The organism is Mesorhizobium caraganae (assembly GCF_016836705.1).
Taxonomy (GTDB): Bacteria; Pseudomonadota; Alphaproteobacteria; order Rhizobiales; family Rhizobiaceae; genus Mesorhizobium; species Mesorhizobium caraganae.
In genome coordinates this window covers 155,536-170,763 of sequence record NZ_JAFCGY010000008.1, presented here as the reverse complement: position 1 = coordinate 170,763, position 15,228 = coordinate 155,536, and the positions used below count along the sequence as shown (strand labels likewise).

Here is a 15,228-nt window from a genome sequence, read left to right as displayed (position 1 = left end):
CACCGCTCCACAACGTTTGCCTGAGCACGGTGTAACCGTCGCGTTTATTAAGATTGTCAACACAACGGAGATCGAAGAATATGAAACGCGAAACCACAGTCGAAAGTGAAAAAGAACTGAGCATGGTATCGCTTCCTCATGCCTGGCCGAGGCCAGGCGCAACCCTAATTCTCGAAAACAGCCGCGGGGCTGCTTGGGATGTAAAATTTACACAAGGAGTTTACTCCAATTTTCATAAACATCTTTATCACTATGCGGGCGTTGATCTAGCATATGCCGCCTACGAGGTCATACACCCTGATGGAAGCTCCGAGACAAAAGTTACTTTTCCTGGAAGGATGTGGATTCTTCCTAAAGGACTAACCCATATGGAAAAAGGGGTTTCGTCGGTTGGGAGGCACATTGTAGTTGTTGATATCAAGGACACGGCGCCGGCAGGTGATGGCAAGAGTGTATTTGAGCTGAACGATATTGCGGAATCCGATTACAAATTAGTAACGCAGGATTATTTTTACAAACAATATGATGTCACGATTGGTCCCGATTCGCATATAAACCGATCGTACTGGCCAAATGATACATTCATCGTATTTGTCACACCAGGCCAAATAATCATGGAAGAATCTGACGAAAAGGTTCTTAATTTTGATGTTGGAAACGTCCTGTTTTTGGACCGGGGGAGGAAGATTTCTCTCCGGTCCGCTGATGGCGCGGTGCGTTTGATGCTTCTTGAATTGCTCTAGATTTTACGAGCTTGGAGTTTTGGAAAGTCTCGCGGGAACTGGAGGGCGGAGCGTCGAGAGGCTGCTTCAGATTGATTGAAGTTGGAAAATCGGCGGCCATTCACTGGAGTGGACACAGCGAAGGAGTGGCGGCTTGTGACTGGCGTCGTGGCAGGACCGCACCCAACGCTGTTCGCACAGCTACCGCCAACGCCGCGGTGGCTCGATCGGCCAGTCAAGCATGCAAGTAGGAGACGTCCCGCCCGATGCGGTCTGGAGCATTGTCACCGGAAACGACCAGGTTATCGGTCAGGAAGTTGACCAGCGGACGGACGAGTTCGGTTGTTTGGGCTCCCTCCGATAGGATCACGATCTCCATCTGTGGGAGCGCCGGCCAGCCCTCGTCGGCAGTGAGGGCCCGCATGCCGCGCCCAAGGAAGGAACTGCCCAAGACGGTTACGCCCAGCCCTCCTTCCACTGCGGCCTGGGCTCCCAGCAGGCTGCTGACCGTACAGGATATTCGCCAATCCAGGTTGGCCTGTGAGAGGCGGTCGATCATCAAGGCCCGATAGGAGCAGGGAATGGGCAGCATGACGAGCCGTATCGGCTTCGCCTCCATCACGTAGTCGCTGCGGGCCATCCAAGTGAGCGCTTCCCGCCAGATAGTCCTCCCGCGGTGGCTGGTTCTATCCTTCTTCGCGATGACAGCGTCGAACTTCCCTTCGTCGAAGGCGGCCACCAGGTTGCAGCTCAGACCGGTGGTGACATCCACCTGCACTCGGGGATAGATCCGTGCGAATCTGGCAAGGATCCCGGGCAACTGGCGCGGGATCGCGTCCTCCGAGATTGCCAGCCGCAACGTGCCTTCAACCCTGGGCTCGCGGAGTTCTCGCACGACCTTGTCGTTGAACTCGATCATTTGCCGCGCCGCCGCGAGCAACTTTTCCCCTTCGAGGGTCAAGCCGAGCGAGCGGCTGTTGCGGTCGAACATCCGCTGGCCGAGGATTCCCTCCAACCGCAGTACCTTCTGACTCACGGCGGATTGTGACCTGCCCACCAATGGCGCGGCCGCGCTGAAGCCTCCGGCATCGGCAACCGCCACGAACGCCCTCAGAAGATCAATCTCCAGGTCCGCGTATCTCATGAAGTCTCCCGCAGTCGCCGCAACTCGACGCAAGCTTTCAGCGTTCTGGCCAAAGCTGCTCTATGGGAAGGGCCGTCTGGTACTTGACCTGCTTCAATGCAAAGCTCGATCGAATACTCGAGACTGCTTCGATTTTCGTCAGCTTGTCCAGGATGAAATCCTTCAGGGCCACCGTGTCGGTGACCACCACACGCAGAAGATAGTCCGAATCGCCGGACATCAGATAGCATTCCATGACCTCCGGCAATTCGATGACCACCTTCTCGAACCTCTCGAGGTTCTTTTCTGTCTGGTTTGTGAGCGATATCTGGATGAAGACGCTCACCGTGCTGCCGATCTTCTCGGGATCCAACAGGGCCACATACCTGCTGACCACGCCCTTGTCCTCGAGCTGCTTCACCCGCGCGAGGCAGGGCGACGGGGACAGCCCCACTTTCCCCGCCAGATCAACGTTAGAGATGCGCCCGAGATTCTGTAGCTCAGCCAGGATGCGTCGGTCGGCTCGGTCGAGGACTGATTTCAGCATATCGTGCTCCGTATCGCGTAGATTGCAACCTAGCATGCTGCAATACGGTTTCAAGTCGGCATATGCAGCAGGATATTTCGGCCGGAAGTTGGTAGTTTCGGCCCGTGATGGAGTTTTGAGAATGTCTAAGAGCCGCGGTCGGGATAATTCCACAACCTCTGGCGACGTCGATCCGAGCGAGACTTCGGATTGGCTGGAGTCGCTGGAGGCGATGGCGCGTCACGAAGGGGCGGACCGCGTCCGATACGTGCTCGCGTCGCTGGACCACCGTGCCCGCGAGCTGGGTGTCCTTTCGGAGGCGTTGCCCTATTCCCCCTATCGCAACACGATCCCTTTGGACAAACAGCCTCCCTTCCCCGGCGACCTTGCGATGGAGGAGCGGATAACCTCTATCATCCGTTGGAACGCGCTTGCGATGGTGGTTCGCGCAAATCGCGCCTACGGCGAGCTTGGCGGCCATGTCGCGAGCTATGCGTCCGCCGCCGAGATCTTCGAGGTGGGATTCAATCATTTCTTCCAAGGCGGCGGCGAGAAGGGGGAGGGCGACCTCGTTTTCTTTCAGCCTCACTCGGCACCCGGCGTATATGCCCGGGCCTTCCTTGAAGGCCGTCTGACCGCCGACCATCTGGCTCGCTACCGGCAGGAGATCGGCGGAGGGGGACTGTGCTCTTATCCCCACCCCTGGCTGATGCCCGAGTTCTGGCAGTTCCCGACCGGGTCGATGGGAATTGGGCCCATCAGCGCAGTCTATCAGGCTCGCTTCATGCGCTACCTTCGCGACCGCGGTCTGCTCGACACTGACGGTCGCCATGTTTGGGGGGTGTTCGGTGACGGGGAGATGGACGAGCCAGAGTCGATCGCGGCCCTGTCCCTCGCTGCGCGCGAGAACCTCGACAACCTCACCTTCATCATCAACTGCAACTTGCAGCGCCTGGACGGCCCCGTCCGCGGCAACGGCCAGATCGTCCAGGAGCTCGAGTCCATCTTCAAGGGCGCCGGCTGGAACGTCATCAAGGTGCTCTGGGGTTCGGAGTGGGACGCAATCTTCGCGCGCGACACCAACCACGACCTGCTCCGGCGGTTCGCGGAGACCGTCGACGGCCAGTACCAAACGCTCGGGGCCAAAGATGGCGCCTACAACGTCGCGCATTTCTTCGATGTCGATCCAGAGGTGCGGAAGCTTGTCACCCATATGTCCGACCACGACGTCGACCAGTTGAGACGTGGGGGGCACGATTTCCGCAAGCTCTTCGCCGCCTTCCAGAAAGCCCGTGACACCAGGGGGCGGCCGACTGTGGTCCTGGCCAAGACCAAGAAGGGCTACGGAATGGGGCGTGCCGGGGAATCCAAGATGACCGCCCATCAGGCAAAGAAGCTCGATGTCGAAGGACTCCTGGCCTTCCGCGACAAATTCTCCCTCCCGCTTACGAACGCACAAGTCGAGAATCTTGAGTTCCTGAAACCTGCGGACGACTCCCCGGAGATCGCGTACCTGAAATCTCGGCGCGAGCACCTCGGCGGCTATCTCCCCATTCGCGGGGCCGCGGCGAGAACGTACGCGGTTCCGGCCATAGAGAGCTATGCCGACTTCGCGTTGAATGCAGCCGGCAAGGAGATGTCGACCACCGTTGCAGTCGTGCGGCTGTTCAGCACCCTACTGAAGAATAAGGAGCTCGGTCCCCGTATCGTGCCGATCGTCGCCGACGAGGCCCGGACGTTCGGAATGGACAATCTTTTCCGGCAGGTCGGCATCTATTCGCCCGTCGGCCAGCTGTATGAGCCCGAAGATGCCGGAGCGATGCTCTACTACAAGGAGGCCAAGGACGGTCAGCTTCTCGAGGAAGGCATCACCGAGGCCGGGGCGATCTCGTCCTGGGTGGCGGCTGCGACTTCCTACAGCGTGCACGCCGAGCCCATGCTTCCGTTCTACATCTATTACTCGATGTTCGGCTTCCAGCGGATCGGCGACCTGATCTGGGCTGCAGCGGATCAGAGGGCGCGGGGCTTCCTGATTGGCGCGACTGCAGGCCGTACAACGCTCGGCGGCGAAGGCCTTCAGCATCAGGATGGAAGCAGTCACCTCGTCGCGTCGACGGTGCCGAACTGTCGCGCCTACGATCCGGCATACGCATATGAAATGGCCGTGATCGTCGACCACGGCGCCCGTCGGATGATGGAAGGCGCAGACGAGTTCTTCTATGTCACCGCCATGAACGAGAACTACGCGCAGCCCTCGATGCCGACGGGAGTCGAAGGCGACATCATTCGCGGCATGTACAAGCTGTCCGGACCGTCCACTGGCGTCGCTGCAATCCGGCTTCTCGGCTCCGGCGCGATCCTTCCGGAAGTGGTGGCAGCCGCGGAGCTCTTGAAGAACGACTGGCAAATCGACGCCGATACGTTCAGCGTCACGAGCTTCAGCGAGCTGGCCAGAGAGGCGCGAGAGTTGGAGCGGCAGCAGATATTCGGCAGCGGCTCGGAAAAGAGCCATGTTGCCCTTCTGCTCGACGGTGCCGCTCCGATCGTCGCGGCCACGGACTACGTGCGAGCTTATCCTCAGCTGATCGCGTCGTACGTGGGGGCGCGGTTCATTGCGCTCGGTACCGATGGCTTTGGGCGCAGCGATACGCGAAAGGCTCTCCGCAGCTTCTTCGAGGTGGATCGGCATCACATCGCGCTTGCGGCTCTTTCCGCCCTCGCGACAGAGGACAAGATCGCCGTCAAGACGATCGCAGCCGCCACAAAGAAGTACGGCTTGAGCAACCATCAGGCTCCGCCCTGGTCACGCTGACTTGGCCTGGAATAGATAAAGGAAAGCGCGATTATGAGCGCAAGAAAGACGATTGAGTTGCCGGACATCGGCGACTACAAGGACGTTCCCGTCGTCGAGATCCTGGTCGCTGTGGGGGACTCCGTCGGCGTCGACCAGCCGATCATCACGCTCGAATCCGACAAGGCGACGTTGGAAGTCCCCTCCCCGTCGGCTGGCAGAATCGTCGAGTTCCTAGTCGACATCGGGTCGAAGGTCTCCACAGGAATGGCAGTGGCCATTGTGGAGGTGGACGAGGCGGCCGTAACCTGCGCGCCGAGTGCCCCCATAGGCGAGTCTCTTTCCGAGCCCGTGCCCGCGCGCGAAACTGCAGCGGCTACGTCACCTCAAGAGCCTGCGGAGGCCATGATCTCGGCCGCTCAACCGCTTGAAGGGCGCGAGGAGAGCAGGACGGCTCACGCTACGCCTTCCGTGCGAACCTATGCGCGCGAGCTCGGCGTCGACCTTTCCCGGGTTTCGGCCAGCGGACCAAAGGGGCGGATTCTGCGAGAAGACGTCCAGGGCTTCGTCAAAAGCCGCCTGAGCGCGCCAGATAATGGAAGCACCCAGACATCGTCGGGGCTCTCGTTGGCGGCGATGCCTGCGATCGACTTCTCCAAGTACGGAGAGATCGAGCGCGAACCGCTATCGCGCATACAACAGATCTCGGGAGCCAACCTGCATCGCAATTGGCTGACGATCCCGCACGTCACGAACTTCGACAACGCCGACGTCACCGATCTGGAGGCATTCAGACTCGCTATCAACGCCGAAAGGAGGAACCCGCCCGTGAAGCTCACGATGGTTGCATTCCTCATAAAGGCTTCGGCTCTCGCCTTGGCAGCGTTCCCACGCTTCAACAGTTCGCTCGATGGCGTGAATCTTATCAAGAAGAAATACGTCCATGTCGGCTTTGCCGTCGATACGCCCAAGGGGTTGATGGTTCCGGTCATCCGTGACTGCGACAGGAAGGGACTGATCCAGATCGCCGACGAGATGGCGTCTCTTTCGGAGAAGGCGCGTCAGGGGAAGCTGGCGCCTTCCGACATGGAAGGCGGATCGTTCTCCGTCTCCTCCCTGGGCGGCATCGGAGGAGCCGGCTTCACCCCAATCATCAATGCGCCCGAGGTCGCGATCCTCGGAGCCGCCCGATCACAGACGCAGGCGGTCTGGAACGGCTCGACGTTCGAGCCCCGGCTCGTCACGCCCATCAGCCTGTCATGGGACCACCGGGTCGTCGACGGCGTGGCCGCCGCGCGCTTCCTCGGCCACGTGGCCGGGCTGCTGGTCGATTTTCGCCGCGCGCTGCTTTGAGGAAGACGATGGCAACGACAGTGCTGGTGCCCGACCTGGGCGACTACAAGGACGTTTCGGTGGCAGAGTTGCTGGCGCAGCCCGGCGACACGGTGGCGATCGACCAGCCGTTGGTGGCCATCGAAAGCGACAAGGCAACGATCGAGGTCCCGTCCCCGGTCGCAGGTCGGCTTCTCTCGTTCGCCGTCGACGTCGGTGATCGCGTCAGCACGTCTTCGGCCCTCGCCATGATCGAGGAACCCGTGGGCGAGGACCAGAAACGGAATGCGGCGGCGCCCGCGGCGAAGCAGGCCGCCCCCAGCGCCAAGGTGGAAAACGTCGAGCGTCTCGACGTCGTGGTGATCGGTGGCGGGCCGGGCGGTTACTCGGCTGCGTTTCGGGCCGCGGACCTCGGCCTTCGGGTCACTTTGATCGAGCGTTACGACACCCTCGGCGGGGTTTGCCTGAACGTCGGCTGCATCCCCTCGAAGGCTCTGCTGCATGTCGCGGCGGTCATGGAGGAGGCAGGCCGGATGGCTTTCCACGGAATCACGTTTGCCGAGCCGCACATCGACATCGAAAAGCTGAGGGGCTCGAAAGGACAGGCCGTCCGACGACTGACCGATGGCCTCGCCCAGATGGCGCGGATGCGCAAGGTCGATGTGGTCGTCGGGAAGGCTAGCTTCGTCGACCCGAACACTGTGGACGTTGAAGGCGCAGACGGAAAGCGGCGGCAGATCGGCTTCGCCCATTGCATTATCGCTGCGGGGTCGTCGCCGGTCCATTTGCCCTTCTTGCCGAAGGATCCTCGCATCGTGGATTCCACGGGAGCATTGGAGCTTCCCTTTATCCCGAAGCGGATGCTCGTCATCGGTGGGGGCATCATCGGGCTCGAGATGGCCACCGTGTATAGCGCGCTTGGCGCCCGGATCGACATCGTCGAGCAGCTCGACGGGCTGTTGCCTGGGGCGGACCGCGATCTCGTGGCGGCCTGGCAGAAGCGGAATGCCCACCGTTTCGATCACCTTATGCTGGCGACACGGCTGGAGTCGGTCACGGCAACCGACGGAGGACTTCTCGCCGCCTTTGCCGGAAGCAAGTATCCGCCTCGGACCTACGACCTCATCCTGCAGGCCCCCGGCCGTCGCCCGAACTCCTCCACCCTAAATCTGGCAGCCGCCGGGATCACGTGCAAAAAGGAATTCATCCGCGTCGACAAGCAGATGCGCACCTCGGTCCCTCATATCTACGCGGTGGGGGACATCGCCGACCAGCCCATGCTGGCTCACAAGGCGGTCCACCAAGGACACGTGGCGGCCGAGGTTGCGGCCGGTAAGAAGGCGGCCCTCGACGCCATGGTCATTCCGTCAGTGGCCTACCTCGACCCGGAGATCGCCTGGGTTGGCGTCACGGAGGAAAGCGCGAAGGCGTCGGGACTATCCATAGAGGTCGGTCGCTTCCCGTGGGCCGCTTCCGGCCGGGCGATCGCCAACGGAGCGGACTACGGTATGACCAAGTTGCTTTTCTCCAAGGAGACGGGGCGGATCGTCGGCGGCGGGATCGTGGGCGTGGGCGCAGGCGACCTTATCGGTGAGGTCGGTTTGGCCATCGAGATGGGCGCCGATGCCCATGATATCGGCAAGACGATCCATCCGCACCCGACCTTCATCGAGACGGTGGGCATGGCGGCCGAGATCATGTTGGGGACGTGCACCGATCTCCCTCCAAAGCCACTCAAGAATTAGTTTGGAGAGCGAGCCTGTTTTGGGCGCACACCCGGACATCCACACTTGAAGAAAGGAATTTTTCATGAATCGACAAGCTTTTTCAGCCCCGGGGTCCACTGCGGTTGGACCCTATTCGCACGGCGTCAGGGCGCGCGGGGACGTCGTATTTCTGTCCGGGCAGACGCCACTGGACGGCGCGACGGGGAAGCTCGTCGTCGGGGATATCAAGGACCAGGTGCGTCAGTGTCTCAAGCAACCTGGGGACTGTTCTGGCATCGGCTCACCTGACCTTTGACGATGTCGTCAAATGCAACGTCTTCCTCGTCGACATGGCCGACTTCCCGGCGCTGAACGAGGTTTATGCGAGCCATTTCCGCGAGCCGTTCCCCGCTCGCACCACAATAGGCGTCGCCTCGTTGCCCCTTGGCGCGAGGGTCGAGATCGAAATGGTCGCGATAGCGCCTTCGAACTAACCGTGCCCGCCGCCCGCTCGCCTGTCGGCAGGGTTGCGTCGCAAGACGAGCGTTTCGGGCCCAACCGGTTGCTGTGTTGGATGTGTTCGCCGCACGGGCGTCGATGATATGACCGCCGCCGCAAGGGCGTCGGTCCGGTTGCCCTTATCGGGGGTGCCCTTTAAAACCTCGTGCTGGTCTGCAAACGCACTCCTTGCGCTTTTCAAGACCAGACCCAAATCGTGCAGTGGCCTTGCGCTCACGCCAGCAAATGGCAGGGAGCTGGCCAAAGTTGGAAACATTCTTCAGATGGTCAAATATTTCAGAGGCGGCGATCAGAACAGCCCTCAAAGAGGAGGATAGTGCCGAGCTATTTGAAAATCGACTAGATGTTATTTGAACTATGCGTTTGATTCATCATTGGCCAGCACCAAACTGAGTCGAGTGAAAATTGAGGTTTAATGCATGCGCGCCCAGATCCTAAACAGCAACGGCGGACCCGAGATGCTGCATCTGGCAGATGTCGAGCGCCCCAGTGCCGGACCCGGACAAGTCCTGATCCGTATTCGGGCTACGTCCGTCAATCCTGTCGACATCAAGATCCGAGAGGGCCTTCCCATCGGTCCCGAGCTTCCGGCGATCCTCGGCGCGGACTTGGCCGGAGTGGTCGAGGTGGTGGGGCCTGACGTCGACGATCTCAAAGTCGGCGACGAGGTCTACGGCTGCGCCGGTGGGGTGAAGGGCCTCGGGGGTACCCTCGCAGAGTACATCGCTGCTGATGCCAGGTTGATTGCACCGAAGCCTCGCGCCTTGACGTTCCGGGAAGCCGCGGCGCTTCCCTTGGTCTCAATCACCGCCTGGGAGGCTATCGAGCGCATTGCTCCGAAGAAGAGCGAGGTCGTTCTCGTTCAAGGGGGCGTGGGAGGCGTAGGCCACATCGCTGTTCAGCTGGCCAGCGTTGCCGGTGCTATCGTTGCCGCGAGTGTCAGCGACGATCGCGACTTTGAGCAGCTGAGGGCATTCGGGGCGACAAACGTCGTCAATTACAAGAACGAGCCGGTCCCGTCGTTCGTACAGCGAATTACCGGCGGGCGCGGGTTCGATGCCATCGTAGACACCGTGGGCGGACAAAATCTCGTCAAATCCTTCGAGGCGGCCGCGGTCCGCGCACGGATCGCGACGACCAATTCCAGAGCCTCGGTCGATCTCGGATTGATGCACGCAAAGGCTCTCTCGCTGCATCTCGTATTCATGCTGCTTCCCATGCTATCAGGCGAAGGACGGGAGAAGCATGGTCGGATCCTTCGCGAGATCTCCGCCTTGGCGGATCGCGAGCTATTGCGCCCCCTCATCGATCCCGAAAAGTTCGAACTGGCGACCGCCGCGGATGCCCACCGGCACCTGTCTGGCGGCAAGTCGAAAGGAAAGGTGGTGGTCGACATCGATTGAGCGGCGAGGCCTCCGCTTCGCGAACACAACCCGGACGAACGACACCTTGCGACCAACAAAGACAACGTGGAGGAAACGAAATGAAATGGCTGCTCAAAATATCGTCAGCCATGTCTCGGGGGCGAGCGCAATCTTCCCGAACGGCCGGCTCGGGTTCTGCACAGCCGTGCGTACAGCCTTGACCTCTTCGGGCAGCGAGTCTTGAGAGGCCGGCGCAAAAGACCATGAACCATTACGCTCGTCCGCCAAGGTTCTGGCCGGACGCAGCAATTCGAATTCGCCGGAGACCCGGCGATGACAGCAGGCGGCAACCGGAGGGTTGGCGCCGTATCTCCAACAACCTGCAGCGAGGACAAATGATCACGCGATACAACTCGACAAAACGTCTCACGAGCTTGCTAACCGCCAACGGTTTTGCGTTTCTTTCCGGACTGGTCCCTAAGAACCGAAGTGGCGGGGTGAGGGAGCAAACTGCAGATGTGCTCGATCAGATCGATACGTTCTTGGCGGAGGCTGGGACCGACAAGTCGCGGATCGTCGTCGCCAATATCTGGCTAAAAGACATTGGATCCTTCGACGAGATGAATGCAGCCTGGGACGCGTGGGTACCCGAAGGGGCCGCGCCCGCTCGTGCAACCGTCGAATCGCGCTTGGCCGCTCCAGACATCCTTGTCGAAATCCAGGTGCAAGCGCTGCTGTAAGGGCAGCACCTAAACCGTCACGATCATCCTATCTGAAGGTCGGAAACGTGTGTGTTCCGGCCTTTAGTTCATGCGCGCCCTCAACAGCCGCAGCCTTCCCAATTTGCCAAGTGAGGCACTGTCATCTCTATGCCCCGCAACCCTTGGGAAACGTCAACCAGTATCCGAGAGGCACGCTGATGCACCAATAATTGGCGGCGGCTATCTTTATGGGAACCCGGGTGTCCTTAATCCACGCAGGCAACCGTTGGCGGACTTTCTCTCCCACGAGGTCCATCCCCAAAGAGGACCTCCTTATCGATATGCATTAGGTGGTCCGAGTTACAAGCTTGAGACGCTCGCCTTTGCATTTCACAACGTCCGTTGAATGCGCACCGATGTGGGCGGAGGTGCAACTGCCACGGTTATCATGGGGGAAACGATGCAGCATCTCTCTGCACTGATGGAGCGGCCGGACATGAAACTTGATATCGCCCTGCCCTGGGTCCTATCGGAGTGCGTAAAGGCAAGCACCGATCTCTATACATGCTGAGATGATCTGAGGGGCGTGCTGTCGAAGGACAGGGCGATCACAGTCCTCCAATATCAGACGCCGCTACCGCAGGTCGCGGTGGCTCGATCGGCAGTCAGCCGTTTCGAGTTTAATACATCCCGCCCAACGATGTCAGACTTCGAGGGTGCTTTCGTTCAGTTCGGGCCGGCCGGGGAAGAGGGTCGTGTAATTCGGCAACCTCTCGATACGCGCGAGCCACCTCAACACGTGAGGTGAGCCATCCAGGTCGACGCCTCCCATCCTCGCCAACCGGGTATAGGGATACAGGGCGACATCCGCGATGCTCGGATGGCCGGCCGTCGCCAGCCAATCCCCTTCCGCAACCTGTCTCAAATTCTCCTCAAGGAAAGCCAGAGCCTGGCTAGCCCTGTGATCCCACTGCGCCACTTCGCGCGGATCGACCTGCCGATCCGGATGAAGGGCGCGATGCAATCGCAATTGCGCCAACGGATGCATGTGAGACGATTGCTCGAAAGACATCCATGCCAAAACGTCTGTTGACCTGGATCGTCGGGCCACCATGCGGTCCCTTGAGCCAGAAAGAACAGGATCGCCGCGGATTCGACGATCGTTCCACCATTTCCCAGCTCGAGAACAGGGACCTGGCGGAACCGGCTGACGGCTGCAAACTCGGGAGTTCTCAGATCGCCCCTGTCGATCGAGAGGGTCCTTCTCTCGAGTGGGCACGCGATGAAGCCTGCGAGGAGCCGGACCTTCCAGGCATTCCCCGAGCGTTGTGTGTCATAGAGGCGCAGGGGCCCCAGTCCTTGCGGCATTCGATAACCTCGCGCGGCCGACAACGGTCGTCGTGCGCGACCGAAAAGCCTTGAATGTTCCGTGACCCAATGACTGGCGGCGCTCAAACGCCGGAACGCTTCTGCTCAGGCCTTCGAGAGCGTCCTCATCTTCGAGGCGACGACCGCGTCTTCAAGGAAGTCGAGCCTATCCTGGCCCCAGAACATTTCGTCCTCGAACAGGTAGAACGGCGACCCAAATACCCCCCTTTCGATGGCGGCATCGGAGTAGCGTCGGAATTCCTCTTGAATAGCGGGCGAGCCTGCCAGCTCCAGCAGGCGCACGGGTCCATTCAAGCTTCGGCCCGCGAGGTCTAGAAGGACTTCGGGAGACGCAATGTCCAGTTCGTCCACCCACGCTGCCTTCAAGATGTCGTGGGAGATCCCCTCGACGGGCTGGTTGTCGTGCTTAGCCGCGATGATGAGCCCCGAGGCCAGGTCCTCGTTGGTGGTGCCGTATTTGGGTGACTCGTTGATTGGCATACCCAACTTGACCTGCCAACGGCGCAGTTCGGCAAGCCGGTAGTCCTGCCGCTGCTTGGACCGTTGGCTCAAAAGTATGCCACCCGTCTTGGAGTAGACGTACGGCATCTTGATCGGGAAATAGTTGATGTTCAGCCCGTGCCGCTTGCCGATCGATGCAAGGCGAGGACCCCCGAAGTAAGCCCAGTCCGAGAGAACCCAGAAATAATAGTCGATGCTTTGCAGCGCCATCGCCTTCCTCCGATCGGCGTTCAAGGATTCATGCGTCGCATTGGGATGCTCGCTCTCTATCGGCATACCTTGCGGGCCGTGGTTCTCACGAGTCGCGAGCCAGTTCCCCTCAGTGCAGAATTTGGCTCAGGAAGAGCTTGGTACGCTCGTGCTGCGGGTTCTTGAAGAACGCGTTGGGCTCGGTCATCTCGACGATCTGGCCGGCATCCATGAAGATCACCCGGTCGGCGACTTCGCGGGCGAAACCCATCTCGTGAGTGACGCAGAGCATGGTCATGCCTTCGTCGGCCAGCGAGACCATGGTGTCGAGCACTTCCTTGACCATTTCCGGGTCGAGCGACGAGGTCGGCTCGTCGAACAGCATGATCTTCGGGCTCATGCAGAGCGAGCGGGCGATGGCGACGCGCTGCTGCTGGCCACCGGAGAGCTGGCCGGGATATTTCGCCGCCTGTTCCGCGATCTTGACGCGCCGCAGATAATGCATGCCGATCTCCTCGGCATCCTTCTTCGGCATCTTGCGCACGCAGATCGGGGCGAGCGTCAGGTTCTCCAGGATCGTCAGATGCGGGAACAGGTTGAAGTGCTGGAACACCATGCCGACGTCGCGGCGGATCTCGCTGATCATCTTGAGATCGTTGGTGAGTTCGATGCCATCGACCATGATCCTGCCATGCTGATGCTTCTCCAGCCGGTTGATGCAGCGGATCAGGGTCGATTTACCGGAGCCCGACGGACCGCAGACCACCAGCTTCTCACCTCGCTCGACCTTCAAGTCGATGTCGCGCAGCACGTGGAATTCGGCGAACCACTTGTTCACACCGGCCATCTCGACTGCGGTCGGCGTGTTCAACGAAGTAGGCTTGGGCACACCGAACGATCCGTTTTCCAGCGTGTTCATAGGTCTCTACCACCGGGCATCGACATTTGTTTGCCCAACGAGATCGCTGTAGGCAACAAGTTGTCCAACAGATCATGGAGCGGACTCATAGTCAACTGCATCGAGTTCGGATACCGCAAGCGTCGCAGTTGCAACTTTAGGTCGGCATGTGTCCCAGTGGTGCTTACCGGAAGGCAGGACTTTTTCCGGCCTATTTCTCCCGGGTGATCGCGATCAGGGCGCTGCCGCTACCATCTGGAGCCCGAACTTGATGTGCGAGATGGCCCGGAAACTGGAGGAAATCGCCGGTGCCAAGAAGCACCGAGCGATCGGAAAACTGGATCTCGATCTTGCCCGATACAACAAAAATGATCTCGGTTCCGCCATGGTCGACCCTACCGTCGGGGCCGAAATCGCGGCCAGCAAAGAGCAAAAAGGCTTCAATTCCGCCCGCTGCCTGGCTCAGAGGCTCGAAATACGTCTCTGTTGGGCTGTTGTCGGGGGCGGGGCGCGCATTCGACCTGACGATGTGGATCACCGATTCGTCGACAGCCTCACCGAAGAGGGCCGACACCGAGACGGCGAACGCTTGGGAGAGCTTCAATGCCGTCGCGATCGAAGGCGTCTTCTCTCCTCTTTCGACCCGCGACAGGTATCCCTTGTTGAGGCCGGTCAGCCCCGCAAGCTGATCAAGCGTCATTTTGCGCGAGCGCCGCATCGCGGCCATGTGAAGGCCAAACGAGCGTGCCGCATCGTTTTTGGTCGGCCCGATATCTCTGATCGATCTAACAGTCGGCAATTTCAGCTCCAATTCCACTGCGTGAGCGGCCTATCACTATGTCGCCGCCTCGCCCATGGCTAGGGCCGTATCTATGGGCTGGCGCAATACCCATATTGCAGCGTTTGAAAAAGTCTGTTACCGGTTGGGCAACAAGTTGTCCAACTAAGTATATCAGGACAGGAATTATGACGCAGCGCTGGTCCGGGGAACTTTTGCATATCCACATAGCGCCAGCCGCCTCGTATGAGATGGAGGAGCTTGCCGAAGCGCGATTGATCGTGGGCAAGGGCATCGAGGGCGATCGCTACTTTTTCGGGACCGGTACCTACTCACCTAAGCCTGATGTGCGCGAGGTGACGCTGATCGAGGCCGAGGTCCTGGAGCAACTCGCGGCGGGGGAGCCCAAGGTGCCTGGCATCAAGTTGAATCTCGCCCCAGGAGATCATCGTCGGAACCTGACGACGAGGGGGGTTCCACTGAACCACCTCATCGGCCAACGCTTCAGGGTCGGGGAGACCGTGCTTTGGGGCGCGAGGCTGAACTTCCCCTGCAAGTACATCGAGGAACTGCTCGGCGCGCCACGATTGTTCGACGGGCTGCTTAACCGATCCGGACTGAACTGCGCGATCGAGGTCGGTGGCGTCATTCGTCCAGGCGACCGCATCGTTCCGATGGAGAGCTAGGGC

16 protein-coding genes are annotated in these 15,228 nt (G+C 60.1%); 9 read left to right on the top strand and 7 right to left on the bottom strand.

What is annotated here, in order from left to right:
• Window positions 1-80 precede the first annotated feature (80 nt).
• Entirely contained in the window at window positions 81-743 is a 663-nt protein-coding gene (locus JQK88_RS17390; protein ID WP_192255795.1) for a hypothetical protein, read from the top strand.
• A gap of 214 nt (window positions 744-957) precedes the next feature.
• Here JQK88_RS17390 and JQK88_RS17385 read toward each other — a convergent pair whose 3' ends face one another.
• Together JQK88_RS17385 and JQK88_RS17380 are read right to left on the bottom strand one after the other, a co-directional pair.
• Window positions 958-1,866, bottom strand: a complete 909-nt coding sequence (locus JQK88_RS17385; protein WP_192255797.1) for a LysR substrate-binding domain-containing protein — start codon at window positions 1,864-1,866, stop codon at window positions 958-960.
• A gap of 37 nt (window positions 1,867-1,903) precedes the next feature.
• On the bottom strand, window positions 1,904-2,392 hold the full coding sequence (locus tag JQK88_RS17380) for an Lrp/AsnC family transcriptional regulator (protein ID WP_192255799.1): 489 nt from the start codon (window positions 2,390-2,392) through the stop codon (window positions 1,904-1,906).
• Between the two features lie 121 nt (window positions 2,393-2,513).
• Here JQK88_RS17380 and mdeB point away from each other — a divergent pair, with 121 nt between their 5' ends.
• The 7 genes from mdeB (at window position 2,514) to JQK88_RS17350 (ending at window position 10,823) form a co-directional block, all read left to right on the top strand.
• A complete protein-coding gene (gene mdeB / locus JQK88_RS17375; protein WP_192255801.1) occupies window positions 2,514-5,183 on the top strand; it encodes an alpha-ketoglutarate dehydrogenase in 2,670 nt (889 codons plus the stop codon).
• 33 nt (window positions 5,184-5,216) lie between these two features.
• Complete coding sequence (aceF, locus tag JQK88_RS17370; RefSeq protein WP_192255803.1) at window positions 5,217-6,515, top strand: dihydrolipoyllysine-residue acetyltransferase; 1,299 nt, start codon at window positions 5,217-5,219, stop codon at window positions 6,513-6,515.
• An 8-nt stretch (window positions 6,516-6,523) separates the two neighbouring features.
• Window positions 6,524-8,239 carry a dihydrolipoyl dehydrogenase gene (gene lpdA / locus JQK88_RS17365; protein ID WP_203278934.1) on the top strand — a complete coding sequence of 572 codons (1,716 nt, stop codon included), beginning with the start codon at window positions 6,524-6,526 and terminating at the stop codon, window positions 8,237-8,239.
• A 64-nt stretch (window positions 8,240-8,303) separates the two neighbouring features.
• On the top strand, window positions 8,304-8,516 hold the full coding sequence (locus JQK88_RS36280) for a RidA family protein (RefSeq protein WP_246749882.1): 213 nt from the start codon (window positions 8,304-8,306) through the stop codon (window positions 8,514-8,516).
• Window positions 8,443-8,694: a RidA family protein gene (locus JQK88_RS36275; protein ID WP_312037297.1), complete on the top strand. Its 252-nt coding sequence runs from the start codon at window positions 8,443-8,445 to the stop codon at window positions 8,692-8,694. Before JQK88_RS36280 ends, JQK88_RS36275 begins: the two co-directional genes overlap by 74 nt.
• Window positions 8,695-9,138: 444 nt before the next feature.
• Window positions 9,139-10,122, top strand: a complete 984-nt coding sequence (locus tag JQK88_RS17355) for a zinc-dependent alcohol dehydrogenase family protein (RefSeq protein WP_203278933.1) — start codon at window positions 9,139-9,141, stop codon at window positions 10,120-10,122.
• Between the two features lie 356 nt (window positions 10,123-10,478).
• A complete protein-coding gene (locus JQK88_RS17350) occupies window positions 10,479-10,823 on the top strand; it encodes a RidA family protein (protein WP_192255809.1) in 345 nt (114 codons plus the stop codon).
• A gap of 664 nt (window positions 10,824-11,487) precedes the next feature.
• Here the strand turns inward: JQK88_RS17350 and JQK88_RS17345 are convergent.
• From JQK88_RS17345 to JQK88_RS17325, 5 genes are all read right to left on the bottom strand, one after another.
• Complete coding sequence (locus JQK88_RS17345) at window positions 11,488-11,823, bottom strand: glutathione S-transferase C-terminal domain-containing protein (protein ID WP_376740428.1); 336 nt, start codon at window positions 11,821-11,823, stop codon at window positions 11,488-11,490.
• Window positions 11,706-12,152, bottom strand: a complete 447-nt coding sequence (locus tag JQK88_RS37470; protein ID WP_192255813.1) for a glutathione S-transferase N-terminal domain-containing protein — start codon at window positions 12,150-12,152, stop codon at window positions 11,706-11,708. The genes JQK88_RS17345 and JQK88_RS37470 overlap by 118 nt, the downstream gene beginning before the upstream one ends.
• Before the next feature lie 105 nt (window positions 12,153-12,257).
• The gene (locus JQK88_RS17335) at window positions 12,258-12,884 is read right to left on the bottom strand and encodes a 2-hydroxychromene-2-carboxylate isomerase (protein ID WP_192255814.1); all 627 of its coding nucleotides are present in this window, start codon (window positions 12,882-12,884) and stop codon (window positions 12,258-12,260) included.
• A gap of 109 nt (window positions 12,885-12,993) precedes the next feature.
• A complete protein-coding gene (locus JQK88_RS17330) occupies window positions 12,994-13,710 on the bottom strand; it encodes an amino acid ABC transporter ATP-binding protein (RefSeq protein ID WP_192255844.1) in 717 nt (238 codons plus the stop codon).
• A gap of 262 nt (window positions 13,711-13,972) precedes the next feature.
• Window positions 13,973-14,578 (bottom strand): helix-turn-helix domain-containing protein, encoded by a 606-nt coding sequence (locus tag JQK88_RS17325; RefSeq protein WP_192255817.1) that lies wholly within the window; start codon window positions 14,576-14,578, stop codon window positions 13,973-13,975.
• 149 nt (window positions 14,579-14,727) lie between these two features.
• On the opposite strand from JQK88_RS17325, the gene JQK88_RS17320 reads away from it, so the two are divergent.
• Window positions 14,728-15,225 (top strand): MOSC domain-containing protein, encoded by a 498-nt coding sequence (locus tag JQK88_RS17320; protein ID WP_192255819.1) that lies wholly within the window; start codon window positions 14,728-14,730, stop codon window positions 15,223-15,225.
• Window positions 15,226-15,228 lie beyond the last annotated feature (3 nt).